The sequence below is a fragment of the Streptomyces sp. NPDC101234 genome, assembly GCF_044767525.1.
In the GTDB taxonomy this organism is placed as follows: Bacteria; Actinomycetota; Actinomycetes; order Streptomycetales; family Streptomycetaceae; genus Streptomyces; species Streptomyces sasae.
Genome location: NZ_JBIWOA010000005.1, coordinates 308799 through 333125 on the forward strand (window position 1 = coordinate 308799; position 24327 = coordinate 333125).

Below are 24327 nucleotides of genomic sequence, written 5' to 3' on the forward strand. Positions count from 1 at the left end.
GCACATGGAACTGAACAGACGCACGGTCATCGCAGGAGCCGCGGCGGCGGGCATCGCCGCCACCACCCTCGGCACGGGTACGGCCGAGGCCGCCTCGGGAGGCAGGAAGCCGGTGAAGGAGTCCTTCGGGAAGCTCGCCGACGGCACGAAGATCTACCGCTGGTCGCTGGAGAACGGCGGCACCCGCCTGAAGGTCCTCAACTGGGGCGGTGTCGTCCAGACCCTGGAGATCCCGGACCGCCGCGGCCGCTACGCCAACGTGGTCAACGGCTTCGACAACATCGACGACTACGTCGCGAAGACCCCGTACTTCGGCGCCCTCATCGGCCGTTACGGCAACCGCATAGCCAAGGGCCAGTTCACCCTCGACGGCAAGTCCTACCAGCTGTCCGTCAACGACGGTGTGAACAGCCTGCACGGCGGCACCCAGGGCTTCGACAAGCACGTCTGGGACGTCGAGCCGTTCGTGAAGGGCTCGGACGTCGGCCTCCACCTGCACTACACCAGCGTCGACGGCGAGATGGGCTACCCGGGCACGCTCAAGGCGAAGGTGACGTACACCCTCACCCGGCGCGGCGAGTGGATCATCGACTACGAGGCCACCACCGACAAGGCCACGGTCGTCAACCTCACCAGCCACGTCTACTGGAACCTCGCGGGCGAGGGCAGCGGCACGATCGAGGACCACGAGCTCACGATCGCCGCGGGCCGCTACACGCCGACCGACTCCGGCCTGATCCCCACCGGTGAGCTGGCCACCGTCCACGGCACCCCGTTCGACTTCCGCGAGACGAAGGCCATCGGCCGCGACATCCGCGCCGGCCACGTCCAGCAGGTGCAGGCCAAGGGCTACGACCACAACTGGGTCCTGGACAAGGGCATCACCGCCAAGCCCGAGCACGTGGCCACGCTGCGCGACCCGCGCTCCGGCCGCACGCTGAAGATCGCGACGGACCAGCCCGGTCTGCAGTTCTACACGGGCAACTTCCTCGACGGGACGCTGACGGGCACCGGCGGCCGCACCTACCGCCAGGGTGACGCCCTGTGCCTGGAGACGCAGCACTTCCCGGACTCGCCGAACCACGCGAACTTCCCGTCGACGGTACTGCGGCCGGGGCAGGTCTACAGGACTCGGACGGTTCACACGTTCGACGCCTGAGGTTGTGGGGAGCTGCGTGACCGGTAAGGGGCCGGGCAGGCAGCTCCCCGCTCCCCGTTCCGGGGCGTGTCGCACAGCCGGATCACAAGAAGAAACGTAAACTCACACTTTTTTCACACTGGTTGAACAGGGCCACAGTGCCCTCCGTATTCAGGGGTGGCCCGTGCTCCCCCGCGCGGGCCGCCCAAACGACGGGCCCGGACGTCCCCATCGGGCCCGCCTCATACCGGAGGTTCAATGGCCGGCAACGTCACCTCGTTGTTCCGCAGCGGTGCTCACAGCCCGTCGATGGCGGCGCTGGCGCGCGAAGGAGGCGACGGGACCGGGCCGGTTGACTTCTGTATCCCCTGCAACCCCTACTTCCCCACTCCGGCCATGATGGAAACGATGGCGGCCCGGCTGAAGGACATCATCACCTTCTACCCGTCCAGCGCCGACACCATCACCGCCGAGCTCTGCAACCTCCTCCAGCTCCCCCCGCAGGCCGTGGCCATGGGCAACGGGTCCACCGAGCTGATCACCTGGATCGACCACCTGCTGGTCCGCGAGTCCCTCGCCATCCCCGTCCCCACGTTCGGCCGCTGGACCGACCAGCCGATGGAGACCGGCAAGCGGGTCGACATGTTCCCGCTCCAGGAGTCCAACGGCTTCGTCCTGGACCTCGCGCAGTACGCCGACTTCATCCGCAAGCGGGGCACCAAGGTCGCCGTCATCTGCAACCCCAACAACCCCGACGGCGGGTTCATCCACAAGCAGGCCCTCGTCCAGTTCATGGACGCCATGGCCGACCTGGACCTGATCGTCATCGACGAGTCGTTCCTGGAGTTCGCCGACGCCGAGCAGGAGCCGAGCGTCGTGCAGGAGGCGATGCTCCGGCCCAACGTCATCGTGCTGCGCAGCCTCGGCAAGAACTTCGGCCTGCACGGCATCCGGTTCGGCTACATGGTCGCCAACCCCTCGCTGGCCGGCAAGGTCCGCTCGATGCTGCCGAAGTGGAACCTCAACGCGTTCGCCGAGTACGTCGTCTTCATGCTCAAGGAGCACGGCGCCGAGTACGCGCAGAGCCTGCTCCAGGTCCGCAAGGACCGGCTGGAGATGGCCAGCCAGCTCTCCGTCCTGCCCGGTCTGACCGTCTACCCCTCACAGGGCAACTTCCTCTTCGTGCGCCTTCCCGTCGGCGCCGAGGGCACCGTGGTCCGGGACCGGATGCTCACCGAGCACCGGATCCTGGTCCGCGAGTGCGGCAACAAGATCGGGTCTTCCAGCCGCTTCCTGCGTCTCGTGGTGCGCCCCGAAGTGGACGTACGTCGCCTGGTGTCCGCCATGGAACAGGTGCTCTACGGGACCAGGAGGGGAGCCGCCGTGCCCGAGCTGGGCACAGGGGCCAGCTACAGCTCGGGCACGGCGGCGGTTGACCGGCTGGTGAGCGAGACCAACGGGGCCGGGATGCAGCTCGCGCAGGCCGTCGGCGCGGGGCCCGTCCCGGGACTGGCCGCGGCTCCCGCCATGGCACCGGCGATGGCTCCCGCCATGGCGCCGGCCATGGGGCCGGGGCTGGCCGCGGCCCCGGCCGCCGGCGTCGGCATGCCGCTCCCCGTCGCCGGTCCGCCGGCCGGGATGCCGATGCCGGCGGCGGCCGCGCCGATGATGGCGCCGCAGCCGATGATGGCACCGGCGATGATGGCGCCGGCGATGGCGCCCGCTCCGGCGCCGGCCCCGATGCAGATGCCGGCGCCTCCGATGACCGGGCCGACTCCGCCGGGGGTTCCGGCGCGGGGTGGGCTGACCGCGGCGCAGGTGCGGGGGGCTACCGCCCCCGCGCCCGCCCAGGCGCCGGGGTTGCAGCCGGCTGCGCCCACCGGGTGGCCGAATGCGCAGAGCTGGCCCAATGCGGCGGGGATGGGGCAGGCCGGGTAGGTCCTCGCCGTAGGGGTACTGTGCGCGGCCGGGTGCGGCGTCGTCGTGGCCGGCCGCGCAGTTCCCCGCGCCCCTTACGGGGCGCTTTCCCTTGCGCCGTCGATCGACCCAGCCGCCTTACGGAGCGTTTTCCCGCACAGCGTTGATCAGCCCAGCCCTCTTACGGGGCGCTTTCCCTTGCCCCGTCGATCGGCCCAGCCGCCTTACGGAGCGTTTTCCCGCACAGCGTCGATCGGCCCAGCCCTCTTACGGGGCGTTTTCCCTTGCGCCGTCGATCGGCCCAGCCGCCTTACGGGGTGCTGTCCCTTACGGCGTGCAGCAGTGAGGCTCCTAGGGGGAGGGCGTGGCAGGACGCTTGCTTGAAGCCTGCTGCGTTCAACAGTCGCCGGTAGTGGGCCTCTTCTCGCTCTCTGCCTCCCACGTTGCACAGCATGTGGATGTCCCAGGCGGGGGTCGGTGACGGGGTGGGGTCCTCGGGGTTCGGCAGCAGGCGTTCCACCAGGAGCAGTTCGGCGCCGGGGCGCATCGCCTCCGCGCAGCGGCGGAGGATGGTCAGGCAGTGGTCGTCGGGCCAGTCGTGCAGGACGCGGGACAGGACGTAGACGTCGGCGCCGGGTGGGACGGAGTCCGTGAAGTCGCCGGCTGTGAAGGTGACGCGGTCGGCGAGGTCGGTCAGTTGGGAGCGGGCCGCCGCCAGGGCCTCCGGGCGTTCCAGGAGGACGCCCTCCAGGTGGGTGTGGGCCCGTAGGACCCGGCCGAGCAGGGCGCCGTTGCCGCCGCCGATGTCGGCCACCCGCCGTACGCCGGAGAAGTCGACCAGGTCGGGTACCGGTGTGAACATGTCCGCGCTCGCGGACATCGCCCGGTGGAAGAGGTCGCCGAGTTCGGGGCGCTCGGCGAAGTAGGGGAAGTGGTGCTGTCCGTGGCGGTGGGCGAAAGCTTCCTGCCCGGTGCGTACGGCGTACGGCAAGCCGGCGAAGGAGTCGTAGAACGGGCCGCCGTACAGCAGCGCCAGGGGGTGCAGGGAGAGCTCGGAGCCGGAGCCGGAGCGCAGGGGTTCGCCCAGGGCGGTCAGGTGGTAGGTGCCGTCGGATGCCGTCAGCAGTCCCAGCGTGGCGAGGTAGCGCAGCAGGCGGCGCAGGGCGTCGGGGTCGGTGCCGGTGCGATCCGCGAGCGTGTCGGTGTCCAGGCCGGGGCGGGTGGCGAGGTGGTCGGCGATGCCCAGTTCGGCCATGGTGCGGACGGCCTGGGTGGCCCAGGCGCCGGTCATGACGCCGAGAAGGGCGAGGGCGGGGTCGGGGAGCGGGTCGTGGCGGCCGGGGACACGGAGTTCGAAGCGCCGGTGGTGGGGGCTGCGGAAGTAGAGGACGGTGACGTTCTCGGCGGGGTTGTAGCCGCCGCCGTCCAGGACCGCTCCGCCGCGTTCGGTCAGCAGGGTGCGCAGCCCGGCCGGGATCACCCGGCCCGGCGCGGTCACGGCGAAGGCGTGGTGCGACTCGTGGCCGTTGACCCGTTCGTCGGCGGCGACGGTGTCCAGCGGGGAGCCGGGGGACGGCACGGGCAGCGCGAAGATCTCCACGGTCCGGCCGGCGACGGGTACATGGACGATCCCGACGGGGCTGTCGCCGAGGACCGTCGCGCCGTACCGCCGGACCAGCCGTCCGCGCACCACCACGCTCCGCCTGACGGCAGAGGGTTCCATCCCGGCGCGCCGCAGTTCGTCGCGGAGTCCGTCGAGGGAGGCGGGGAAGACCAGTACGGCCGAGTGGTCGTAGCCGAGGTGCCGCGAGACATCGGCCCGCTCCTCGGCCGTCAGGCCGGGCAGCAGGCCGGTGAGGACCTGGCCGGTGTCGTGGGCGCGGACGTGGTCGGCCGCGTGCCGGATCCGGTCCAGGTCGGTTTCCGTCAGACATGGCTGTACGACGGAGAGGTTCATTAGGGGTTCCCGTTGATCGTGGGGCAGGGAGAACCGGGGTGTGTGGATCCCGGGGATCAGATGCCGGTGTAGTTCTCGGCGAAGAAGTCCTGGTGGGTGCCGGAGGTGCGCAGGCTCTCCAGGCGGGCGTACTGCAACTGCCGTCCGTACCGGGCCTTGTCGTCCTGGCCGGCGGGCCCGTGCAGCAGGCCGCTCATCCAGTGCGAGAACTCGTGCGCCCGCCAGACGCGGGGCAGGCAGTCGGCGGGGTACCGGGCGAGGCCGGTCTCGTCGCCGTGGGCCAGGGCTCCTTCGAGGGCCCGGGCGAGCAACTCGGCCTGGAGGATGGCGAGATTGGCGCCCTTGGCCGCCGACGGGCTGATGAGCCCGGCCGCGTCCCCGGCCAGCCACAGCCGTCCGGCACCCGGCGACTCCAGCACGTCGGAGCGCAGGTCGAAGGCGGCCTTCTCCAGGACCGGGCCATGGTGCAACGGCCCGAACTCGTCCGTCCGCAGCCGGATCGCCAGCTCGGCCCAGATCCGGTCGTCGCTCCAGTCGGCGGGGTCGGTTCCGCGCGGGCACTGCAGGTAGTACCGGGTGACGGACGCGGTCCGCGCCATGTGGCCTGCGAACCCGCGCTCGTGGAGGGCGTAGCCGACGGCTTCCATGCTGGGCGGGGCGGCGACCAGCACGGCCAGCCAGGAGACGCCGTGGTCCCAGCGGGCGGTCCGGATCCCGCGGGAGGTGAGCGCGGCGCGGCCGGTCCCCCGGTGTCCGTCGCATCCGGCGGTGTACCGGGCGGTGACGCCGGTACCGTCGTGCACCCGCACCGCGCCCTCGGAGATCTCCGCCACCTCGGCGCCGAACCGGATCTCCCCGCCGCGCCGCAGGTACTCGGCGACCAGGTCCCGTACGAGTTGCTGCTGGGGGTAGACGGTGTGGGCCTCGCCCTGTCCCGACTTCGCGTAGTCCAGCGTGAATTCACCGAGGTCACTGCGGAACAGGCAGCTGGTGTGGGTCCTGCCGTGGGCGCGCAGGCCGGCCGCCAGGCCGTTCTCCGTCAGGACCCGCACGGAGTGGGGCGCGAGGAACCCGGCCCTGGCCCGGCCCTCCACCGCGGCGCGGCTGCGCCGTTCCAGGATCACGCAGTCGATGCCCCGGTTCAGCAGCAGGCTCCCCAGCACCAGCCCTGCCGGGCCGGCACCGACGATCACTACACCGGCCTGTGCTGTTGTCATGCCCCGCCCCTGGAGTTGCTCTTCGAACAGGGGATTTCATATCAGTCTGAAACTGGATGTACGCGATCGAAGCAGACTAATTACCCCTAAAGGGTTGCTGTCGATCGCAGTGGGGCCGTGAATGCGGGGCAAACGGCACGGTGCCCGTCCGCGAGAATCACGGACGGGCACCGGATCGAGCGCCGGGCAGGCCTTGCACCTGCATTTCCCCGCAGGAAGCGGGGCGTCTTTCCTTGGACCACCAACGCAGCACCAGCCACCGGGTTTTGCGGCGACCAGCTCTGAGAAGATCATACCGTACGCGGCGGGCCGTCCTGTCCCTCGTCGAGCTGGCGGACCAGGCGGCGCAGCACGGGCCCGTACTCGGGGTGGGCCAGGGCGGAGGCCATCTGGGCGACGAGGTAGTCCGCCGGGTTGCCGGTGTCGTACCAACGCCCCTGGATGACCTGCCCGTAGACGGCGCGGCTGTGGGCGTAGGCGTTGATGGCGTCGGTCAGGTACACCTCGCCGGTCCGGCGCTCGTACCAGCGGCGGGTCTGCTCGCGCAGCTCGTCGATGATGCCGGGGGTGACGACATAGCCGCCGATGGCCGCGTACGGGGAGGGCGCGTCGGCCGGGTCGGGCTTCTCCACCAGGCCGGTGATGCGCAGCTGGCCGTCGCCGAGGTCCTCCTTGACTATGGGCACGCCGTAGCGCTGGGAGTCGGCGGGGTCCATGGGCAGCAGGGCGAGCACCGGGCAGCCGGTCTGCTCGTAGGCGCGGATCAGCTGCTGAGCGCGCGGGACCTCGGCGACGAAGACATCGTCCGGCCACAGGACCAGGACGGGTTCGTCACCGAAGGCACGGGCGGCGTTCAGCACGGGGGTGCCGTTGCCGTAGGGGCCGTACTGGTCGAGGTAGGTGATGTGGCCGCGGCGGGCCAGTTCGGCGACTTCCTCGACCGCGTCCGCGTAGGCGGCCTTGCCGTCGTTGCGAAGCTGTTCGACGAGCGCGGGATTGGGCCGGAAATGGTCCTGGATGAGGCTCTTGCCGCCGGACACGACGATGGTGATGTCGGTGATGCCCGAGTCCACCAGCTCGCGCACGGTGTGCTCGATCACCGGTTTGTCGCCGACCGGGAGCATCTCCTTCGGCGTGGCCTTGGTCAGCGGCAGCAGGCGGGAGCCGAGACCGGCGGCGGGGATCACGGCCCTGCGGATCGTCGGGGACATCACATCTCTCTCGGTTGGACGGCACGGGTACGCCGACGCTACCAATGGACCCTGTCCGACCTGGGAAACGTACGCATTCCGGGGCTTTCACCGAGACGATTTCCGGGCGAAGTCGAGATGAAGGGGGACGGCCGGCTGTCGCGCCCCCCCCTGGACACCGCCCGGAACCGCTCCTCAGTAGGCCACCGGCCACCCCGAGCTCCAGTCCAGCAGGTTGATTCCCAGCTTCGGTGTCCCGCTGTCGTTGCCGTCGTAGTAGTGGTAGACGATCAGGTCGCCGTCGGTGTCGTTCATGACGGACTCGCCGCCGGGGCCGATGACCGTGCCGTGGGACTCCAGGACCGCCGTGCCGCCGTTGTCCGTCATCGCCACGCCGCTCTTGTCGTAGTACGGGCCGGTGACCGAGGTCGCGCGCCCCACCTTCACCTTGTACGTCGAGCTGGTGCCCTGGCAGCACAGGTCGTAGGAGGCGAAGAGGTAGTAGTAGCCGTTGCGTTTGATCACGTACGGCGCCTCCACCGCCTTGCTGCCGGTCGGCCGGGCGGCGATGGAGTAGCGGGTGGTGTCGCCCGAGTACTGCTTGCCCGTCGACGGGTCGATGCGGATCATCTTGATGCCCGTCCACCAACTCCCGAACGACAGCCACCACTTGCCGTCGCCGTCCACGAAGAGGTTGGGGTCGATGGCGTTGTAGTCGCTGGCGGACGTCGACGTGTAGACGATGCCGTAGTCCGACCAGGAGCCCGGCAGGCCCGTTGTGGAACCGGCCAATCCGATGGCCGACGTGTTGGAGCCGAACGTGGAGACGGCGTAGTACATCAGGTACTTGCCGCCGTGGTACGAGATGTCCGGCGCCCATGCCTCCGTCGCGTACGTCGACCACCAGCCCGGCTTCATGGTGAACGCGTCGGAGCCCGCCGTGAAGGCGACGCGGTCCGTGGACGTCTTGTACGCGAGGCCGCCGCCGGTGGAATACAGCAGGTAGCGGCCGGACGAGGTACGGATCATCGTCGGGTCGTGGACGATGACGTCACCGGTGACCGTGCCCGGGTCGGGGTACGCCGACGCGGCCGTCGGGACCAGGGCGAGCAGGATCGCGGCGGGGAGGGCGAGGAGTGCGGTGCGAGTGCGGCTCACGCGAAGCCTCCTTCTGCGGAGAAGAATTGATCGCCGACTTGTCCGTGATGTCGAACGGCGATCGTCAATTCGGACGGACCGTAGAATCGAATCGTTTTGCGGTCAACGGTCTGCACGGAAGTCGCGTGTCAACTCAGCTGTCTCAACCGCGGACTTGACTGTCACTCACTTTGCAGAACTGACAGCCTCCGAACAGAAACCGTTCCTACGGTGCCGTGTCCATGACAGACACCTCAGAGGACGCCCGCTCCGTCGGGCGCCGTACCGTACTCGTCGCCACCGGTACGACCGCCGCTGCCCTGGCCGTAGGCGCAGCGGTCTCGGCCGAGGCCCCCGCGGCAGCCGCCGCCCCCAACGTCCAGCCGGCCGCCGCCGCGGCGGTCTGCACGCTCACGGAGGAAATGACCGAAGGCCCCTACTACCTCGACGGCGCGCTGGTCCGCACGAACATCACCGAAGGCAAGTCGGGCATCGCGCTCAGCCTCGCCCTCACCGTCGTCAACTCCGCCTGCACCGTCATCCCGAACGCACTGGTGGAGGTCTGGCACGCCGACGCGCTCGGCGAGTACTCCGGCTACGTCGGCAACAACGGCCACAGCGAGAGCGACGACGGCACCTTCCTGCGCGGCGGGGTCCTCACCAACTCCAGCGGCGTCGCCAACATCACCACCATCTACCCGGGTTGGTACCGGGGCCGCTGCGTCCACATCCATGTGAAGGTCCACACGGGCGTCACCCTGACCTCCGACGGCTCCTTCAGCGGCGGTACGACCGTGCACACCGGTCAGCTCTTCATCAACGAGAGCATCACCACGGCGGTCGCGGCGGTCTCCCCCTACTCGACCAACACGGTCACCCGCACCACCCTCTCCGGCGACTCGATCTACGACGGCGGCGGCGCTTCCTCCGGCCTCATGACCGTCACCGGCTCCACCTCCGCCGGCTACACCGGCACGCTCACCCTCGGCGTCTCCAGCTGACGCCACGGGCCCCGGGGAAGGTGCGTCCCCCGGGGCCCGCCTCAGCGTCTGCGGCGCGGCGGCAGGTCCACCTCGGCCCGCACGGTCTTCCCCGGCGCGTCGGCACAGTCGCGGTCCAGCACCTCCCACCGGTCGGCCAGCGCGTCCACGAGCACGAGCCCGCGCCCGCCGTCGTCCAGCGGCCGAGGCGGCCGTACGCCCCCCGGTGCGGGCGGCCGTCGGTCGGCCCGGGTGTCGGTGACCTCGACGCGCACGCTCCCCGTCACCAGGGCCAGCCGCAACTCGAAGTCCCTGCCGGGCACCCGCCCGTGCGTCACCGCGTTCGCGGCCAGCTCCGCGACGATCACCGAGACCTTGTCGATCACCTCCGGCGCCGCGAACCTGCCTCCCCACACGTGGAGTTGGGCGACGGCGAGATGGCGGGCCAGCCGGGCACCACGCGGGGTGGCACTGAGCCGCTGGGCGAATGTCCGACTCACGGTGACCGGGGTGGGAGGAGCTTCCATGCACCCAATCTGGCCTGCGGAAAGGACGCTTCTCCAGGTCGGAGCCTCGTACGCCCGAACCGCGTACGCGGTCACGGACTGGACCGTACCGATGACCGACTGTCACCATGGCGTCGGAGGTGGCCTACGTGGGCGATGGATGTGAACCGGAGCCGTCGGACAGTCTGCGGACCTTCGGGGCGGTGGTCCAGGCGTTGCGCGAGCACGCGGGACTGAGCCGGGAGGAGTTCGGGGAAAGGGTCCGGTTCTCGAAACACACGGTGGCGTCGGTGGAGCTGGGGAGGAGGATGCCGGACGAGTCGTTCGTGCAGGCGGCGGAGGAGGCCCTGGGCAACACGGGGGCCTTACGGCGGGCGGCGGGACATGTGGCCCGGCAGCCGGGGCTGGCGGCTTGGTTTCGGCGGTGGGCGCGGATGGAGGCGACGGCGATCAGCCTCTACACCTACGAATGCCGAGTCGTACCAGGCCTGTTGCAAACAGAGGCCTACACGCGGGCGGTCTTCCTGAGCGTGCCGCCGATCCCCAACGATCAGGAACTAGATCATCGGGTGGCCGCGCGCGCGGCCCGACAGGATCTGCTGTCCACCCGGCGGGAGCGGCCGTGCGCGTTCAGTTTCATCGTCGAGCAGGCCTTGCTGGAGCGACGAACGGGCGGCGACGAAGTGACACGAGAGCTGCTCGACCACTTGCTGGAGGTGATCGACCACCACCGGAACGTGGAGATCCAGGTCATGCCGCTGCGGCAGCCCACACACGCCGGACTGGATGGCCCGTTGCAGCTGCTTGAGACCCCCGAGAATCAGTGGTTCGCTTATTCGGAAGGGCAGAAGAACGGCCGCCTCATCGCCGATCCGAAGGAGATCAGCGTCCTCCACCAGCGATATGGAAAACTGCGCGCGCAGGCCCCCAACCTCCGGGACTCCAGGGCTCTGTTGGAGCAGATGCGAGGAGCGCTATGAGCACGTCCGAACTGACCTGGTTCAAGAGCACTCACAGCAGTGGCAGCGAGGGCGACTGCGTCGAGGTCGCCCTCCAGTGGCGCAAGTCCAGTTACAGCAGTGGCAGTCAGGGCGACTGCGTAGAAGTCGCCACCCGCCCCACCACCATCCACATCCGCGACTCGAAGAACCCGCAGGGCCCCCGGCTGGCACTCTCCCCCGCCACCTGGGCCGGCTTCCTCACGTACGCGGTGCGATGACCGCTGGAGGATCGGTCCTCAGGCGGAACCGACCAACCGGCTCTCCCAGGCCCACGCGGCGATCTCGACCCGGTTGCGTGCGCCCAGCTTCGCCATCACGCCACCGGCCTTCGCTGCCTTCGCCTTCGTGCTCGGGGTGGCCCTGGGGCTGTTCCTGCGCCGCACGCTACCGGCCATGGCGGTGTCCCTGGTGGCCTTCGCCGTCATCCAGATCGTCATGCCCACCGTGGTCCGCCCGCACCTGGTGAAGCCGGTGAGTCCCTCGGTGCAACTCACCAAGTCGGCGCTCAGCACCCTGAACTTCCTCGGTGAGTACGGGACCGTCGGCGGCCTCAAGGTTCCCGACGGCGCCTGGGCGGTATCGACCAGCCCGATGCTCGACTCCGCGGGGAAGGACATCGGCCACACCAAGATGTACGCGGACTGCATCGGCATCGACAACCAGTCCGCCACGCTCGGCTGTCTGGCCGAGCAGAACCTGCACGTGAAGGTGACGGAGCAACCCGCAACCCGTTACCGGGACGTCCAGTGGTACGAGAGCGGCGTCCACGCCCTGGTCACGGCGGGACTGGCGGGTCTGGGTCTCTGGCGAGTCCGCGGCCGGCTGAACTGAGCGAAGCCCCTGGCGTGCGGCCAGGGGCTCCTCGGCTCTCCAGCCAGAGCGGGGCAGCCGTCAGGCGCTGACGGTGCCGCAGTTCTCGGCACGGTTGTAGTACTTACCGCCCTGGTACTCCCAGAGGATCGAACAGTACGTACCGGCGGCGATGTCCTTGTTCGGGTACACCTGGCAGCCGACGACCTGGGTCGGGCTGGCAGTGGTGATCGTGGCCGAGTTGCAGACCACGCCGTTCGGCCCGGTGACCTCTTCGTGGACCGGGTACCCGAAACCGACGTCCTTGGCCCACCCGCGCACCTCGGAGGCGTAGAGGCCCGAGCCGTTGATGTACATGCAGTTGTCGACGCCGGAATCGCCGTTGTGGCCGCATTCGTCGAACGTCATCGGGCGGATGGTGGCCGATGCGGAACCCGTCTGCACGACGAAGCCCAGCATGATCACTGCTGCCGACGCGAGGATCCGCTTGATGGTTTTCGGCATGGGAGACCTTTCCCCTGTGGGTGGACGTGATTCTTGGGCGACGGCCCGGGGCCGGACTGAGTGTCGTCGGCCGGGTGAAATTCTGGTGAGGCCCGACGGCCGGACACCAGATGCCGGGGGCAAGTGAGGGTTTCGCGGGGCGCCCGGGCGTGTGACCAGCGGAGATACACCGGGCCGTGACGGCGGGACGGGACGCCTGACGGGCCGAGGAACCGCGCGGCACACAGCGGGACGCGACACGCGGAATCGGAACGTCCCCTGTCACCTTGCCCGGCTACGATCTCCGGCCGGACCATGGGGAACGTCTTGGGACGGAATGGGGCGGGGTATGGCACGGTGGAAAGAACTGCCGGGGGGACTGGACCCCGTCGTGGTGGAGTTCGTCGGGCAGTTGCGTCGGCTGAAGGACGGCAGTGGTCTGAGTCTGCCCAGGCTCGCCGTGCGGACGGGTTACAGCGCATCCTCGTGGGAACGTTATCTGAGTGGCCGTCTGCTGCCGCCGGCCCCGGCGGTCGAGGCGCTGGCGGCGGTGACGGGCGCGGATACAGTGCGGCTGCTGGCGCTTCACGAGGCGGCGGCGGATTCCTGGCACCGGGACCGGCCTGCCGGCCCTGCGGACTTGGATGCCGAGTCGGGCGGTGAACCGCCGCCGATCACCGTTGCGCCGAGCCCTGTTCGGCGGCCGGTGACACGGCTGAGGCTGTACCTGACCGCTGCCGGGGCGGCCGTGGCGGGAGCGGCGATCGCCGGGGCGGCGGTGACGGCGGTCGACGGCGAGAGGCCGGCCGATTCCTCCCGCACGGTGGCGGTGGCCCATCCGATCACCTACGCCTGCACGTACGTCCGCAAGGCCGGGTCGTGGTACGCCGGGAACAGTGGCACCAACAGCGACCTGCTCGAAGTCGACATGTCGGGCCCCGAGGTCGCCGAACTGCAGTGCCTGCTCCAGCGTGCCGGTATCTCCCCGGGAGGCGTGGACGGCAACTTCGGACCGCTGACCGAGTCCGCGGTCATCACCGCGCAGAAGAGGTACCACCTGGACATCGACGGCCAGGTCGGCCCGCACACCTGGGCGGCGTTGCGCGGATGACGGGGATCCCGCCCGAGTGCGAGCGGCTGGCGGCCCGCCTTCGGATGCTCCGCGACCGCCGCCGGCTCACCCTGTCGGCGCTGGCGACGGAATCGGCCTACAGCAGGTCCTCCTGGCAGCGCTGGCTGGCCGGGCGGTCCGTTCCGCCCTGGCCGGCGGTGAGCGTGCTGTGCCGTCTCGCCGACGAGCCGGAGCCCGGCGTACGCCTGCTGTGGGAACTGGCGGAGAGAGCCTGGAGCCGACGCACCGCGACACGTGCGCTTCCCCCGGGAGACGGGGCGCAGGAGAAAACCCAGGAAACGCGGGAGACACCGGAACCCGCTGCTTCCCGCGAAGCGGCTCCGGCTCCGGTCGCGCCACCGGTCCGGCCGTTCCGCAAGCGACTCATCGGGGGCGTCGCCGCCGGGGTCGCCGCACTGGTCGCCTGCACCGTCTTCCTGCTCACCGGGGCGGGCCGGGTGACTTCCGATGCCTCAGCGGGCTTCCATGTCGGTTGTACGGGAGTCGCCTGCAACGGCAAGGACCCGGGACCACCCCTGTGCGGAGTCGAACCGAAGACGCTGCTGCACGTGCAGACACCCACCGGCATCGGGCTCGAAATACGCTATAACCCGTTGTGCCGGGCCGCCTGGGCCCGGGTATGGAACGCACCCACCGGCAGCACCCTGACTTTCACCGTCCCCGGTCAGCCCACACAGCGCGTGACCGCCGCACACGCGGACAACACCGACCCGTTCGTCTACACCGACCTGGCGGCCGTACCCGGCCACGGCCACGACATGAGGGCATGCGTGACCCCCCGCCCGCAGACCCCGGACACCTGCTACTCAGTACCCCAGCCGTGATCCCCGGGGGCTGGGGGAACTCCCCTCGCCGGCTTCCTCACGGACGCCGCTGGATGATTGGATCCCCGGTACGCGCACGTACCAGGGGGGTCCATGTCCATCAGCAAGTCCAGACGCCGTTCCCGTCCCTTTCCCGCCGCCGTGTTCCTGGCACTGGGCGCCGCCCTTCTCACCTCCTGCTCCGGCTCCGGGGGTACGGCCCTGGAAGGCGATGCGAAGGCCTCGAACCTCGTCGGGTACGACCATGCCCAGGTCGGCAAGGAGTACTGGGTGACCATGCCGCAGATGTCGAACACGTCGGGGAAGCCGCTCACCGTCCTGAGCGCGGAGATCGCCCATGTCCCGGCCGGGCTGCGGATCACGGGGTACCGGGTCGCCGACGCCGGCACCGGCGGTCACCCGATCGGGGTGATACCCGTCGGCGCCGAGGTCGCCGATGACCACAAGGGCGATTCGATCCCGGTCAAGGCGCACGGCTGGTCGACCCTGTACTACGAGGCCCGGGTCAAGGTGACCGGTGCCGTGCACGGGGACCTGTCCACCTGCCGCTACGAGTACCGGCAGGGTTCCGCCACCTACCACCAGGATCTCGGCTGCGACACCCGGATCCGCCTCGGCAAGGCTGTCCCTGCCGAAGGCTAGTCGTGCGCCTCGGGGTCGAACCCCTCGGGCGCCCGGTCGAGGAAGACCGAGACGGAGCTGATGCGGCCGTCCTCGTCGAGGTGAAGTACGTCGGTTCCGGTGGCGAAGGACGTGCCGGTGCCGTCGCCGGTGAGGATCTCCCACCGGAGCCTCGCGCGCTGGTGGTGCACCTGGGGCTGTTCGCGGAGCCGGAACGTGACCGTGCCCATGTGGGCCGCGAACTGATCACGAAAGTCGATCAACGCCTGTGTCCCGCTCAGGATCCCGATCTGCGCGCGGTACTCGACGCCGTCGGTGAAGGCGGCTTCGGCGCATGCGCGCTGCTCCCGCTCGACGCCGGTGTTCCAGAACCTTACGTACTGCGCCAGTTGTTCGTGGGCGTCGACGGTGGTCTCGGTCATGGTGGTGCTCCCTTCGTCGCGAACTGCGTTTCCGTGTTCCGACTTTGGGGGCGCGGGGCGAGCGCTGTCGATGACCTGCGAGGTCATTGCCGTGGCCCGTGGAGCCGGGCAGCCTGAGGGGCATGACGACGACCACCACCGAACCGGTCGGGGTGCAGGTGCGCCGCTGGCGGGAGCGACGCCGGCGTTCGCAGCTCGACGTGTCGCTCGCCGCCGAGTTGTCGACCCGGCACCTGAGCTGCATCGAGACCGGGCGGGCGAACCCGAGCCGGGACATGGTCCGGCGGCTGTGCGAGGAGCTCGACGTGCCGCTGCGGGAACGCAACGCGCTCTATCTGGCCGCCGGGTTCGCCCCGGTGCACCCCGAGCGCGCCTACGCCGATCTGGGCGCGGCGCGCGAGGCGGTGGAGGCCGTCCTGACCGGGCACGAGCCGAACCCGGCGCTCGCCGTCAACGTGCGCTGGGAGCTGCTGGCCGCGAACCGTGCCATGGGGCTGTTCCTCGGTGGTGTGGCGGCGGAGGAGGTGACCCGGCCGCCGGTGAACGTACTGCGGGCGACCCTGCACCCCGACGGCCTGTCCGGACGCATCCGCAACCTCGCGCAGTGGCGGGCGCATGTGCTGCGCCGGGTCCGCCGCCAGCTGGAGCGGACCTCGGCCGCCGGCCTGGCCGAGCTGCTCGCGGAGCTGGAGGGCTACCCCGGCCCCGAGGAGACGGACGCGCGCCCGGACCGGACGCCGTACGACGACCTGGTGGTTCCGCTGTTGCTGTCGTCCGAGCACGGGGAACTCGCGCTGCTCTACACCACCACGGTGTTCGGTTCGCCGCGTGACGTGACCCTGGACGAGATCGCCGTCGAGACCTTCTTCCCGGCGGACGCGCGGACGGCGGCGATCCTGCGCGCGATGGCCGGATGATGGGCGAGCGATAGAATCGTGCCATGTCTGCCGTCATCGACTTCCTGCCCAGCCGGCCCCACCGGGTCGTGGTGCTCGCTCTCGACGGGGTGTATCCGTTCGAGCTGGGGATCCCGAACCGGGTGTTCCCGTGCGTCCCCGGCGCCTACGACGTGGTGACGTGCGCGGCGACGGACGACCGCACCGTGGCGACCAGCGCCGACTTCACGGTCACCGTCGGGCACGGGCCCGAGGCGCTGGAGAGCGCGGACACCGTGGTCGTACCGCCGTACGACATGGCGCGGATCTCGCAGGAGCTGTCCGAGCCGGTCGCCGCCGCGCTCGCGCGGATCCGGCCGGGCACCCGGATCGTCTCCATCTGTACGGGGGCGTTCGCGCTCGCGGCGGCCGGGCTGCTCGACGGGCGGCCCGCGACGACCCACTGGGCGCTGGCGCCCCGGTTCCGGCGGATGTTCCCCCAGGTCGACCTGGACCCCGACGTGTTGTTCATCGACGACGGTGATGTGCTGACCTCCGCGGGGGCCGCGTCCGGTGTCGACGTCTGTCTGCACGTCGTCCGCTCCGACCACGGCAGCGCGGTCGCCAACAGCGTGGCCCGGCAGTGCGTCGTACCGCCGTGGCGGGACGGCGGGCAGGCGCAGTACATCGAGCAGCCGGTGCCGGACGAGGGCGCCACCGGTACGGCGGCCACCCGGGCCTGGGCCCTGGAGAACCTGGAACGCCCGCTCGCCCTCGGGGAGTTGGCCGAGCATGCGCGGATGAGCCGGCGCACCTTCGCACGCCGCTTCCAGGAGGAGACCGGTACCAGCCCGGGGCGCTGGCTGATCCAGCAGCGGGTGCACCGCGCCCGCCACCTCCTGGAGAGCAGCGACCTTCCGGTCGACCGCGTCGCGGCGGAGGTCGGCTTCGCCACCGGCACGTCTCTGCGGCAGCACCTGCACGCGGCGATCGGCGTCTCCCCGCAGGCGTACCGGAACACCTTCCGGAGCACGGTGCCGGGCGACAGCAAGGTCTGAGCGTTCCCGTTCCTGCTCCCGCTCCCGCTCCCGCTCCCGCTCAGGCGAAGTGGCGGACGCGGGCGGCCGTCGCGGGGGCGTACGGCAGCCAGTCGTGCACCGAGCCGGTCCTGACGAACTCGGCGACCGCGCCGCCGAAGGCCCTCCCCAGGGCGCGCTGGGCGTCCCCCACCGTGCCGAGCATCGGGCTGTCCGGGTACGCGTCGAAGGTGTTGAAGAGGAAGGGGAGTTCGCCGCAGTGGGTGGCGCCGAGGGAGTGGGGGTCCTCGGCCGGGCGGTAGTCGAACCGGTAGACGTGGGTGGCGTTGCCGCCGGCCGCGTGGTGGTCGGCGATCCGCAGCGCGTCGTCGCGGAACAGCCCGTCCGTGCCGATCGCGGTGAAGATCTGTGCGGGGGTGCCCTGCGGGAGCCGGGCGGCGTACGTGTCGTAGAGCTGCTGGGCGTGGTCACCGGCCTGGTCCTTCAGGAGGCCGACCGTGCCGGCGGCGGTGAGGTTCTGGATGTACGGGTCGAAGGTGAAGAAGGCCGTCGCCTCGTCCTCTGTGGTGCCGATGAGCAGCGGCTTGCCCTCCAGTGCGCCGTCGGCGAGGGCCCGCTGCCAGGTGCGGGGCATGCCGGGGGCGCCGAGCACCGGGTACATCGGCGGGGCCGCGTTGCCGGGGCGGGCGAGCCGGCCCGCGAGCCGGCCGTAGGTGGAGAGCAGTTGTCCGGCGGGCAGGGCGCGCAGGGCCTTGCCGGGGTCGGCGCCGGCCGGGATGCCGAGCAGACGCAGGTAGGCCTCGGCGTGCTCGGCCGCGTCCCGCGGGTCCTGCGGGGGCAGTCCGAAGGGGCCGCTCTGCAGGAGCACCCGGGTGATCAGGCCGCTGGTCTCCGGGTCGAGGGCCAGGGAGAGGGTGGAGTAGGCGCCGGCCGACTGGCCGCCGACCGTCACCTCGCGCGGGTCGCCGCCGAAGGAGGCGATGTTGTCCCGGACCCAGCGCAGCAGGGCACCCTGGTCCTGGGGGCCGAGGTTGGCGGCCCCGATCTCCGGCAGATACAGGTAACCCAGCGGTCCGACACGGTAGTTGGCGGTGACGACCACGATGTCGCCGAGGGCGGCGAGGCGGGAGCCGTCGTACCAGTCCCAGCCGCCGGAGCCGCTGGTGAAGCCGCCGCCGTGCCACCAGACCAGGACCGGGCGGGGCGTCCCGTCGGTCAGGGCCCGGCGCGGGGCGAAGACGTTGACGGTCAGGCTGCCGTCCTCGTCCCAGTCGGACGTGCGGTGGCCCATCACCTGCTCCAGGCGGGACGGCCCCTGGGGGACGGAGGGGCCGGACTCGGCGGCCTCCCGCACTCCGGTCCAGCCCTGGTGCGGCCGCGGCGGTGCGAACCGCAGCTCGCCGACCGGGGACGCCGCGTACGGGATGCCCCGGAAGGCGATCGCCTCGCCCTCCGCGACGCCGCCGACCCTGCCCCGGTTCGTGGCCACGGTCCGGTCCTCGATGCCCGTCATGGTGCTCACCTCTCTCGGTTCCGTTGCTGTGCCACCGATCCTCACCGGGTGAGCGGAAACGGGCCAGAAAGCACGCATGGAATCGAGAATGAAGGACATATGATCTCCGGACATGGAGAAAAAGCGTCAGCAGCTGGATGAGACCGACAGCCGGATCGCCGCCGCGATGCTGGCCTCCCCGCGCGCCTCCTGGCGCACGGTCGGGCAGGTCCTCGGCATCTCCGAGCGCACCGTGGTACGGCGTGCGGCGCCGCTCTTCCACGACGGCACCCTGCGGTCCACGGCGGTCCGCAACCCCGTGTGCTTCCCCGACCTGATCCCGCTGGCCCTGCGCATCCGGTGCAAGCCCAACCGGATCAGCGCCATCGCCGCCACCCTGGCGCGCCGGCCCGACACCGTCTGGGTGGACGTCCTCGGCGGCGGCGACGAGATCTGCACCGTCCTGTTCCTGGACGGCCCGGACGCCCGCAACAACCTGCTGCTGCGCGATCTCCCGGCCACCGCGGCGGTCCAGTCGTGGACCTCGCACGCCCTGTTGCGGGTCTTCCCGGCCGGCTTCGACTGGAGCGGCGGCCTGCTGTCGCAGGAGGAGCTGGCCCGTCTGCGCCCGGTCGCGCCCGTGACCTGCACCCGCACCCACTCCTCGCTCCTCCCCGTCGACCTCCGGCTGGTCGACGGGCTGATCGAGGACGGGCGGGCCTCCTACACGGAGCTCGCCCGCCGCGCCGACACCAGCGCCCTGACCGCCCGCCGCCGCCTGGAGGCGCTGGCGAGCGGCCAGGTGGTCAGGATCGCGACCGAGGTCGATCTGGCCCGGCTGGGCATCCGCACCGAGGCGCTGCTGTGGATGACGGTCGCCCCCGGCGGCCTGGAGGAGACCGGCCGGCGGCTCAGCCGCCATCCACAGGTCCGGTTCGCGTCGGCCACCACCGGTTCGGCCAACCTCCTGGTGGCCGTCGCGGCGACCGACCTCGACGCGCTCTATCTCTTCCTGAGCGACACCGTCGGTGCGCTCGACCACGTCACCACGATGGAGGTCACACCCATCCTGACCGGGGTCAAGCGGACCGGCCTGGTCCGCCCGGGCAGCCTGTGACCGCCCGGGCGGCCCGGTGGGCCTACTTGCCGGGGCACTCCTTCCAGGCCATGTGGTAGACGGTGCTGATGTCGCCGTCGGTGGAGTCCATGGTCATGAAGCTGACCTTGCCGGGGTTCGCGGTCCCGGCGTTGACCCGCAGCTCCGTGTTGATGTTGAAGTTGCGCTGGACCCCGCAGGGCGCCCAGACCAGTTGCGCCCAGTCGGTGGTGTCGGTGGCCTGCCAGTTGTCGTCGTAGGGGCCGCTGAAGGGGTGGCTGGCGGCGGCCGTGTTGGACGAGCCCTGGAAGTAGTACGAGGCGCGCTGGGTGCCGGTGGCGCCGGACTGGAGGGACGCGTAGCCCCGGTAGTCGGCGCTGGCGATGGCGTAGGTGAAGCCCTGCGGAACGTGCACGACCAGGTTGAGCTGGCAGTTGCGGCGCAGGGCGGTGGGGTCGGAGTTGCCGCCCGCCTGGGCGAGATAGGCGCTGTAGGTGACGGTGAAGGCGGTGTTGTCCTCGGAGACGGCGACGGCGGTGGTGCCCTGCGGACAGCCGGAGCCGTTCACCGTGGCGATGTTGATGACGATCTTGTCCGGCGGCGGGTCGTCGAACACCGGCGACGACGAGGCCCGGGCCTGGGCGGGCAGCCCGGCGGTGAGCAGCGCGGCGAGCGCTCCGCCGAGCAGGAGTCCATGTCTCCTGGGTCTCCTGAGTCCCATGGTTTCTCCAGTTCGGTGATCGGGTGGGGGGTTACGCCCGCGACCCTCATCACCCACATGGTTTACCTTTGAAGAACCTGTGGGTTTCCTGTGAAGACCGGGGCGCTCGAATCGTAGGAACCCCCGCACGAACCGGTCAGGGCGAACTCCGGCCATTCACAACGCCGGATTTCACAGCCCCCTGAAGCCTGTACGAGTACTACGGGTGCTACGGGTTCTCCCAGGCCGCCGGTTCCGCCGCCAGCGCCCGTACCGGTTCCGGGAGCGCGTCCGCCGCGATGTCCGCCACGGTGACACCTTCGAGGATCTTGCGGACGTTGGCGCGCAACGCGATCCAGAGCGGCAGCAGGGGCTGGGCGGTGCCGGTGTAGGCCAGGCCCGTCGGGCGTTCGCCGCGTACCGACACGATCGGACCGTCCACCGCCCGGATCAGGTCCGCCACGGTGATCGCGGACGCCTCCCTGGCCAGCCGGTAGCCACCGCCCCCGCCCCGCCGGCTGTCGACGATCCCGGCGCGCCGCAGGTCGCCCAGGATGCCCTCGAGGAACTTGTGCGGGATGTCCTGCGCACAGGAGATCTCCTCCGCCTTCACCGGACCGCCGCCCTGCCGTACGGCGAGCTCCAGTACCGCCCGTACCGCGTAATCCGCCCGTGCCGAGATCCTCATGGATCCATTGTGGGGCGTACTCCCGTGCAGAATGACCGGACCCGCGCCCCGTAAGATCGCCCGGGAGGATCCCTTGGCGCTCAGCAGACGTACCTTCAGTGCACTCGCCGGCTCGGCCGCGCTCGGCTTCGCCCTGGGCGGCAGCGGCGGCCCCGGCGCGCCCTCGGCGTACGCGGCGCGCAGCGTGCCGACCGGCCCGGCCCCGGCCCCGCCGAGCGCCGACGGGCAGCGGCACACCATCGGCTACGACCACCACTCCCTCGTCGTCGACGGCCGGCGGCTGGTGGTCTGGTCCGGCGAGATGCACCCCTTCCGCCTCCCGAGCCCGTCCCTGTGGCGGGACGTGCTGGAGAAAATGCGGGCGCACGGCTACAACACGGTCAGCATCTACGTGGCCTGGAACTACCACTCCCCCGCACCCGGCGCGTACGACTTCACCGGCGTGCGCGACCTCGATCTCTTCCTCCGCACGGCCGCCGAGACCGGGCTGTACGTCATCGTCCGCCCCGGCCCCTACATCAACGCCGAGGTCGACGCCGGCGGCTTCCCCGGCTGGCTCACCGCCACCGAGGGCACCGCCCGCACCACCGACCCGACCTACCTCGGGCATGTCGACGCGTGGCTGACGGCCGTCAACCGCATCGTGCGCCGCCACCAGTTCACGGACGGCGGCGGGTCCGTGCTGCTCTACCAGATCGAGAACGAGTACGACGGCCACGTCACCGACCCGACCGGCCCCGCCTACATGTCCCACCTGTACAAGAAGGTGCGGGCCGACGGCATCGACGTCCCCCTCTTCCACAACGACAAGGGACGCAACGGCTACTGGATCCCCGGCTCCTTCGACACCGGCGGCGAGAAGGGGAAGTGGCTGTACGGCTTCGACGGCTACCCCTCCCCCACCCAGACCCCGCCCGACTGGGGCGACTTCGGGACCGGCGGCCTCGAGGGCGGGGCCACCGCGAGCCCGCACACGCCCGGCTTCGTACCGGAGTTCGGGGGCGGCTGGTTCGACCCCTGGGGCGGGGTCGAGTTCGGCGGCAAGGGCTACGCCGGATCCCGGCTCACCCGGGACGCGGCCTACGAACGCCGCTTCTACCTCACCAACCTCGCCAACGGCATCACCCTCCACAACGTCTACATGACCTACGGCGGCACCAGTTGGGGCTGGCTGCCGGCGCCGGTCGTCTACACGTCGTACGACTACGGCGCGGCCATCGATGAGGCCCGCAACGTCACGACGAAGATCGCGCCGATGCACCAGCTCGGCCATCTCCTCCAGCGCGTCCCGGACTTCGCGAAACTCGAACGCGCGGCGGACGTCCATGTGCCCGGCCTGAAGGCGTACCACCTCACCAACCCGGACACCGGTTCCCATGTGTACGTGCTGCGCAACGACAGCACGACCGAGGTGAAGTCCACGCTCAGGACCGCGGCGGGCGACGACGTCGAAGTCACCGTCCCCGCCACGGACGCCCGGCTCCTGACCACCGGGCTCGCCCTCGGCGAGCGGACGTTGCGGTACTGCACCGCCCAGCCGGCGTTCGTCCTCACCGCCGGCCGGCAGGACATCGCCCTGTTCACCGGCCGGTACGGCGAGATGGCCCACCTGGTGCTGGAGAGCCCGTCCGAGCCGTTCGTCCAGCGCATCGACGCCGAGGCGGCCTGGGTGTACGACCAGGACGTCCTGCACGTCACCGTGCCGCTCGGGGTGGGCGGGCTCACCCGGGTCCTGGTCCAGCGCGGCGACAGCGACACCCCGCTGCTGCTGCTCTTCGCCGCCGACGGGACGTCCATGCGGCTGTTCCCGTACGACACCCCGTCCGGCACGGTGCTGGTCTACGGACCGACGCTGCTGCGCCACGCCAAGCTCCGCGGGGACACCGTGGAGCTCACCGGCGACACCACCGTCGAGACCGGTCTGGAGGTCTGGGGGCCCCGCGGGATCACCTCGGTCACCTGGAACGGACAGCCGGTGCGGACCCGGGTGAGCCTTGCCGGCAGCCTCGTCTCCGAGATCAACCTCGCGGGGGCGCCGAAGGTGGCGCTGCCCGCGCTGGCCGGCTGGCGCCGGAAGACCGAGAACCCCGAGTCGGCGGCGGGCTTCGACGACTCGAAGTGGACGGTCGCCGACAAGAAGACGACGTTCAGCACGACGCCCGTGCCCAAGGGCCGGCCGGTGCTCTTCGCCGACGACTACGGCTTCCACTACGGGGACGTCTGGTACCGGGGGCGGATCGAGGACGACTCCCTGGTGGGCCTGGAGTCCGTCTCCCTCGCCTACAGCACGGGAACCCAGGGCATGCTGATGGCCTGGCTGGACGGGAAGCCGCTGGGCTCGCACCGGATGCCGGTACCGGACGCGAAGACGGTCCGGCAGGGGAGCTGGACGGCCACCGCCGAATTCCCCGTCGCCGGGCCGAAAACGAAGAAGGAGCGGGAGAAGGCGGAGGAGAAGCGGTCGCATGTGCTGTCCGTACTCGTGCGGCGGATGCAGCACGACATGGACGGCAGATCCGTGGACACGCAGAAGGCGGCACGCGGACTGACCACCGTGACCTTCAAGGGGGCTTCCCCTACGGTGAGCTGGCGGATCCAGGGGGCCGGCGCTCCGGATCCGGTGCGGGGGCCGCAGAACAACGGCGGGCTGTACGGCGAACGGGAGGGCTGGCATCTCCCCGGGTTCGCGGACGGTGCGTGGGAGGCGGCCGAACTTCCGCGCGCGGACCAGGGGATGGGTGTCACCTGGTACCGGACCGGGTTCCGGCTGGCCGTACCGGACGGGGTCGACGCGTCGGTGGGGCTGGTGCTGGAGGACGATCCGGCTCGCGCCTACCGGGTGCAGATCTTTCTGAACGGGTGGAATCTGGGGCAGTACATCAACGATGTCGGGCCGCAGCATTCGTTCGTGCTGCCCAACGGGATTCTGCGGACCCGGGGTGCGAACACGTTGGCGCTGGCCGTGCTCGGGGACGGGACGTCGGAGATCGGTCCTGGGTCGGTACGGCTGGAGTTGCTGGGGAGTGCGGCCGGAGGAGTGCCGGTTGTGGGGGTGGACTCCCCCGGCCGTTAGGTGCGGGTTGTGTGTGGTTGCTCGCGCCCAC

Annotated in this window: 24 protein-coding genes; 13 read left to right on the forward strand and 11 right to left on the reverse strand. The window is 70.6% G+C overall.

Features of this window, described 5'->3' with window-relative positions:
* Nucleotides 1-4: 4 nt before the first annotated feature.
* Both ACIRR9_RS12070 and ACIRR9_RS12075 read left to right on the forward strand, forming a co-directional pair.
* Nucleotides 5-1159: an aldose epimerase family protein gene (locus ACIRR9_RS12070; RefSeq protein WP_403750267.1), complete on the forward strand. Its 1155-nt coding sequence runs from the start codon at nucleotides 5-7 to the stop codon at nucleotides 1157-1159.
* Nucleotides 1160-1396: 237 nt separating this feature from the next.
* Nucleotides 1397-3076, forward strand: a complete 1680-nt coding sequence (locus tag ACIRR9_RS12075) for a pyridoxal phosphate-dependent aminotransferase (protein WP_403750270.1) — start codon at nucleotides 1397-1399, stop codon at nucleotides 3074-3076.
* Nucleotides 3077-3365: 289 nt separating this feature from the next.
* Here ACIRR9_RS12075 and ACIRR9_RS12080 read toward each other — a convergent pair whose 3' ends face one another.
* From ACIRR9_RS12080 to ACIRR9_RS12095, 4 genes are all read right to left on the reverse strand, one after another.
* Nucleotides 3366-5012 carry a methyltransferase gene (locus tag ACIRR9_RS12080; protein WP_403750273.1) on the reverse strand — a complete coding sequence of 549 codons (1647 nt, stop codon included), beginning with the start codon at nucleotides 5010-5012 and terminating at the stop codon, nucleotides 3366-3368.
* 56 nt (nucleotides 5013-5068) lie between these two features.
* Nucleotides 5069-6229, reverse strand: coding sequence for a 4-hydroxybenzoate 3-monooxygenase (locus ACIRR9_RS12085; RefSeq protein WP_403750276.1), 1161 nt, complete (start codon nucleotides 6227-6229; stop codon nucleotides 5069-5071).
* A gap of 290 nt (nucleotides 6230-6519) precedes the next feature.
* Nucleotides 6520-7440, reverse strand: a complete 921-nt coding sequence (locus ACIRR9_RS12090; RefSeq protein ID WP_403750278.1) for a UTP--glucose-1-phosphate uridylyltransferase — start codon at nucleotides 7438-7440, stop codon at nucleotides 6520-6522.
* Nucleotides 7441-7614: 174 nt separating this feature from the next.
* The gene (locus tag ACIRR9_RS12095; RefSeq protein WP_403750281.1) at nucleotides 7615-8577 is read right to left on the reverse strand and encodes an arabinan endo-1,5-alpha-L-arabinosidase; all 963 of its coding nucleotides are present in this window, start codon (nucleotides 8575-8577) and stop codon (nucleotides 7615-7617) included.
* Between the two features lie 221 nt (nucleotides 8578-8798).
* On the opposite strand from ACIRR9_RS12095, the gene ACIRR9_RS12100 reads away from it, so the two are divergent.
* Entirely contained in the window at nucleotides 8799-9557 is a 759-nt protein-coding gene (locus ACIRR9_RS12100; protein WP_403750283.1) for an intradiol ring-cleavage dioxygenase, read from the forward strand.
* Nucleotides 9558-9598: 41 nt separating this feature from the next.
* Here ACIRR9_RS12100 and ACIRR9_RS12105 read toward each other — a convergent pair whose 3' ends face one another.
* Nucleotides 9599-10063, reverse strand: coding sequence for an ATP-binding protein (locus ACIRR9_RS12105; RefSeq protein ID WP_403750286.1), 465 nt, complete (start codon nucleotides 10061-10063; stop codon nucleotides 9599-9601).
* Between the two features lie 107 nt (nucleotides 10064-10170).
* Between ACIRR9_RS12105 and ACIRR9_RS12110 the strand changes: the two genes are divergently transcribed.
* Nucleotides 10171-11022 (forward strand): Scr1 family TA system antitoxin-like transcriptional regulator, encoded by an 852-nt coding sequence (locus tag ACIRR9_RS12110; protein ID WP_403750289.1) that lies wholly within the window; start codon nucleotides 10171-10173, stop codon nucleotides 11020-11022.
* The gene (locus ACIRR9_RS12115; RefSeq protein ID WP_403750292.1) at nucleotides 11019-11261 is read left to right on the forward strand and encodes a DUF397 domain-containing protein; all 243 of its coding nucleotides are present in this window, start codon (nucleotides 11019-11021) and stop codon (nucleotides 11259-11261) included. The genes ACIRR9_RS12110 and ACIRR9_RS12115 overlap by 4 nt, the downstream gene beginning before the upstream one ends.
* Nucleotides 11262-11279: 18 nt before the next feature.
* Here ACIRR9_RS12115 and ACIRR9_RS12120 read toward each other — a convergent pair whose 3' ends face one another.
* Nucleotides 11280-11438, reverse strand: a complete 159-nt coding sequence (locus tag ACIRR9_RS12120; protein ID WP_403750295.1) for a hypothetical protein — start codon at nucleotides 11436-11438, stop codon at nucleotides 11280-11282.
* Between ACIRR9_RS12120 and ACIRR9_RS12125 the strand changes: the two genes are divergently transcribed.
* Complete coding sequence (locus tag ACIRR9_RS12125) at nucleotides 11437-11874, forward strand: hypothetical protein (protein ID WP_403750298.1); 438 nt, start codon at nucleotides 11437-11439, stop codon at nucleotides 11872-11874. The two genes, ACIRR9_RS12120 and ACIRR9_RS12125, sit on opposite strands and share 2 nt — an antisense overlap.
* 60 nt (nucleotides 11875-11934) lie before the next feature.
* Here the strand turns inward: ACIRR9_RS12125 and ACIRR9_RS12130 are convergent, their stop codons facing one another.
* Nucleotides 11935-12357, reverse strand: a complete 423-nt coding sequence (locus tag ACIRR9_RS12130; RefSeq protein ID WP_403750300.1) for a hypothetical protein — start codon at nucleotides 12355-12357, stop codon at nucleotides 11935-11937.
* A 328-nt stretch (nucleotides 12358-12685) separates the two neighbouring features.
* On the opposite strand from ACIRR9_RS12130, the gene ACIRR9_RS12135 reads away from it, so the two are divergent.
* From ACIRR9_RS12135 to ACIRR9_RS12145, 3 genes are all read left to right on the forward strand, one after another.
* On the forward strand, nucleotides 12686-13447 hold the full coding sequence (locus tag ACIRR9_RS12135; RefSeq protein ID WP_403750302.1) for a peptidoglycan-binding protein: 762 nt from the start codon (nucleotides 12686-12688) through the stop codon (nucleotides 13445-13447).
* Nucleotides 13444-14292: a DUF2690 domain-containing protein gene (locus tag ACIRR9_RS12140; RefSeq protein WP_403750305.1), complete on the forward strand. Its 849-nt coding sequence runs from the start codon at nucleotides 13444-13446 to the stop codon at nucleotides 14290-14292. The genes ACIRR9_RS12135 and ACIRR9_RS12140 overlap by 4 nt, the downstream gene beginning before the upstream one ends.
* Before the next feature lie 93 nt (nucleotides 14293-14385).
* Entirely contained in the window at nucleotides 14386-14934 is a 549-nt protein-coding gene (locus ACIRR9_RS12145) for a hypothetical protein (protein ID WP_403750307.1), read from the forward strand.
* Here the strand turns inward: ACIRR9_RS12145 and ACIRR9_RS12150 are convergent.
* Nucleotides 14931-15335 (reverse strand): nuclear transport factor 2 family protein, encoded by a 405-nt coding sequence (locus tag ACIRR9_RS12150; RefSeq protein WP_403750310.1) that lies wholly within the window; start codon nucleotides 15333-15335, stop codon nucleotides 14931-14933. The two genes, ACIRR9_RS12145 and ACIRR9_RS12150, sit on opposite strands and share 4 nt — an antisense overlap.
* Before the next feature lie 122 nt (nucleotides 15336-15457).
* On the opposite strand from ACIRR9_RS12150, the gene ACIRR9_RS12155 reads away from it, so the two are divergent.
* Both ACIRR9_RS12155 and ACIRR9_RS12160 read left to right on the forward strand, forming a co-directional pair.
* On the forward strand, nucleotides 15458-16252 hold the full coding sequence (locus ACIRR9_RS12155; protein WP_403750312.1) for a helix-turn-helix domain-containing protein: 795 nt from the start codon (nucleotides 15458-15460) through the stop codon (nucleotides 16250-16252).
* A gap of 23 nt (nucleotides 16253-16275) precedes the next feature.
* Nucleotides 16276-17268, forward strand: coding sequence for a GlxA family transcriptional regulator (locus ACIRR9_RS12160; protein ID WP_403750314.1), 993 nt, complete (start codon nucleotides 16276-16278; stop codon nucleotides 17266-17268).
* A 40-nt stretch (nucleotides 17269-17308) separates the two neighbouring features.
* Here the strand turns inward: ACIRR9_RS12160 and ACIRR9_RS12165 are convergent, their stop codons facing one another.
* On the reverse strand, nucleotides 17309-18760 hold the full coding sequence (locus tag ACIRR9_RS12165) for a carboxylesterase/lipase family protein (RefSeq protein ID WP_403750317.1): 1452 nt from the start codon (nucleotides 18758-18760) through the stop codon (nucleotides 17309-17311).
* A 112-nt stretch (nucleotides 18761-18872) separates the two neighbouring features.
* Here ACIRR9_RS12165 and ACIRR9_RS12170 point away from each other — a divergent pair, with 112 nt between their 5' ends.
* The gene (locus ACIRR9_RS12170) at nucleotides 18873-19856 is read left to right on the forward strand and encodes an AsnC family transcriptional regulator (protein WP_403750319.1); all 984 of its coding nucleotides are present in this window, start codon (nucleotides 18873-18875) and stop codon (nucleotides 19854-19856) included.
* Between the two features lie 22 nt (nucleotides 19857-19878).
* Here ACIRR9_RS12170 and ACIRR9_RS12175 read toward each other — a convergent pair whose 3' ends face one another.
* Together ACIRR9_RS12175 and ACIRR9_RS12180 are read right to left on the reverse strand one after the other, a co-directional pair.
* Nucleotides 19879-20556: a DUF4360 domain-containing protein gene (locus ACIRR9_RS12175; RefSeq protein WP_316782724.1), complete on the reverse strand. Its 678-nt coding sequence runs from the start codon at nucleotides 20554-20556 to the stop codon at nucleotides 19879-19881.
* A gap of 208 nt (nucleotides 20557-20764) precedes the next feature.
* Nucleotides 20765-21223 (reverse strand): RrF2 family transcriptional regulator, encoded by a 459-nt coding sequence (locus ACIRR9_RS12180; RefSeq protein ID WP_403750321.1) that lies wholly within the window; start codon nucleotides 21221-21223, stop codon nucleotides 20765-20767.
* 73 nt (nucleotides 21224-21296) lie between these two features.
* On the opposite strand from ACIRR9_RS12180, the gene ACIRR9_RS12185 reads away from it, so the two are divergent.
* Complete coding sequence (locus tag ACIRR9_RS12185; protein WP_403750324.1) at nucleotides 21297-24296, forward strand: beta-galactosidase; 3000 nt, start codon at nucleotides 21297-21299, stop codon at nucleotides 24294-24296.
* Nucleotides 24297-24327 lie beyond the last annotated feature (31 nt).

Excerpts from the sequence above, each read along its gene's own strand:
- ACIRR9_RS12070 (WP_403750267.1), top strand. The coding sequence starts at position 5 with ATGGAACTGAACAGACGCACGGTCATCGCAGGAGCCGCGGCGGCGGGC.
- ACIRR9_RS12075 (WP_403750270.1), top strand. The coding sequence starts at position 1,397 with ATGGCCGGCAACGTCACCTCGTTGTTCCGCAGCGGTGCTCACAGCCCG.
- ACIRR9_RS12080 (WP_403750273.1), bottom strand. The coding sequence starts at position 5,012 with ATGAACCTCTCCGTCGTACAGCCATGTCTGACGGAAACCGACCTGGAC.
- ACIRR9_RS12085 (WP_403750276.1), bottom strand. The coding sequence starts at position 6,229 with ATGACAACAGCACAGGCCGGTGTAGTGATCGTCGGTGCCGGCCCGGCA.
- ACIRR9_RS12090 (WP_403750278.1), bottom strand. The coding sequence starts at position 7,440 with ATGTCCCCGACGATCCGCAGGGCCGTGATCCCCGCCGCCGGTCTCGGC.
- ACIRR9_RS12100 (WP_403750283.1), top strand. The coding sequence starts at position 8,799 with ATGACAGACACCTCAGAGGACGCCCGCTCCGTCGGGCGCCGTACCGTA.
- ACIRR9_RS12105 (WP_403750286.1), bottom strand. The coding sequence starts at position 10,063 with ATGGAAGCTCCTCCCACCCCGGTCACCGTGAGTCGGACATTCGCCCAG.
- ACIRR9_RS12110 (WP_403750289.1), top strand. The coding sequence starts at position 10,171 with ATGGCGTCGGAGGTGGCCTACGTGGGCGATGGATGTGAACCGGAGCCG.
- ACIRR9_RS12115 (WP_403750292.1), top strand. The coding sequence starts at position 11,019 with ATGAGCACGTCCGAACTGACCTGGTTCAAGAGCACTCACAGCAGTGGC.
- ACIRR9_RS12125 (WP_403750298.1), top strand. The coding sequence starts at position 11,437 with ATGGCGGTGTCCCTGGTGGCCTTCGCCGTCATCCAGATCGTCATGCCC.
- ACIRR9_RS12120 (WP_403750295.1), bottom strand. The coding sequence starts at position 11,438 with ATGGCCGGTAGCGTGCGGCGCAGGAACAGCCCCAGGGCCACCCCGAGC.
- ACIRR9_RS12130 (WP_403750300.1), bottom strand. The coding sequence starts at position 12,357 with ATGCCGAAAACCATCAAGCGGATCCTCGCGTCGGCAGCAGTGATCATG.
- ACIRR9_RS12135 (WP_403750302.1), top strand. The coding sequence starts at position 12,686 with ATGGCACGGTGGAAAGAACTGCCGGGGGGACTGGACCCCGTCGTGGTG.
- ACIRR9_RS12140 (WP_403750305.1), top strand. The coding sequence starts at position 13,444 with ATGACGGGGATCCCGCCCGAGTGCGAGCGGCTGGCGGCCCGCCTTCGG.
- ACIRR9_RS12145 (WP_403750307.1), top strand. The coding sequence starts at position 14,386 with ATGTCCATCAGCAAGTCCAGACGCCGTTCCCGTCCCTTTCCCGCCGCC.
- ACIRR9_RS12150 (WP_403750310.1), bottom strand. The coding sequence starts at position 15,335 with ATGACCGAGACCACCGTCGACGCCCACGAACAACTGGCGCAGTACGTA.
- ACIRR9_RS12155 (WP_403750312.1), top strand. The coding sequence starts at position 15,458 with ATGACGACGACCACCACCGAACCGGTCGGGGTGCAGGTGCGCCGCTGG.
- ACIRR9_RS12160 (WP_403750314.1), top strand. The coding sequence starts at position 16,276 with ATGTCTGCCGTCATCGACTTCCTGCCCAGCCGGCCCCACCGGGTCGTG.
- ACIRR9_RS12165 (WP_403750317.1), bottom strand. The coding sequence starts at position 18,760 with ATGACGGGCATCGAGGACCGGACCGTGGCCACGAACCGGGGCAGGGTC.
- ACIRR9_RS12170 (WP_403750319.1), top strand. The coding sequence starts at position 18,873 with ATGGAGAAAAAGCGTCAGCAGCTGGATGAGACCGACAGCCGGATCGCC.
- ACIRR9_RS12175 (WP_316782724.1), bottom strand. The coding sequence starts at position 20,556 with ATGGGACTCAGGAGACCCAGGAGACATGGACTCCTGCTCGGCGGAGCG.
- ACIRR9_RS12180 (WP_403750321.1), bottom strand. The coding sequence starts at position 21,223 with ATGAGGATCTCGGCACGGGCGGATTACGCGGTACGGGCGGTACTGGAG.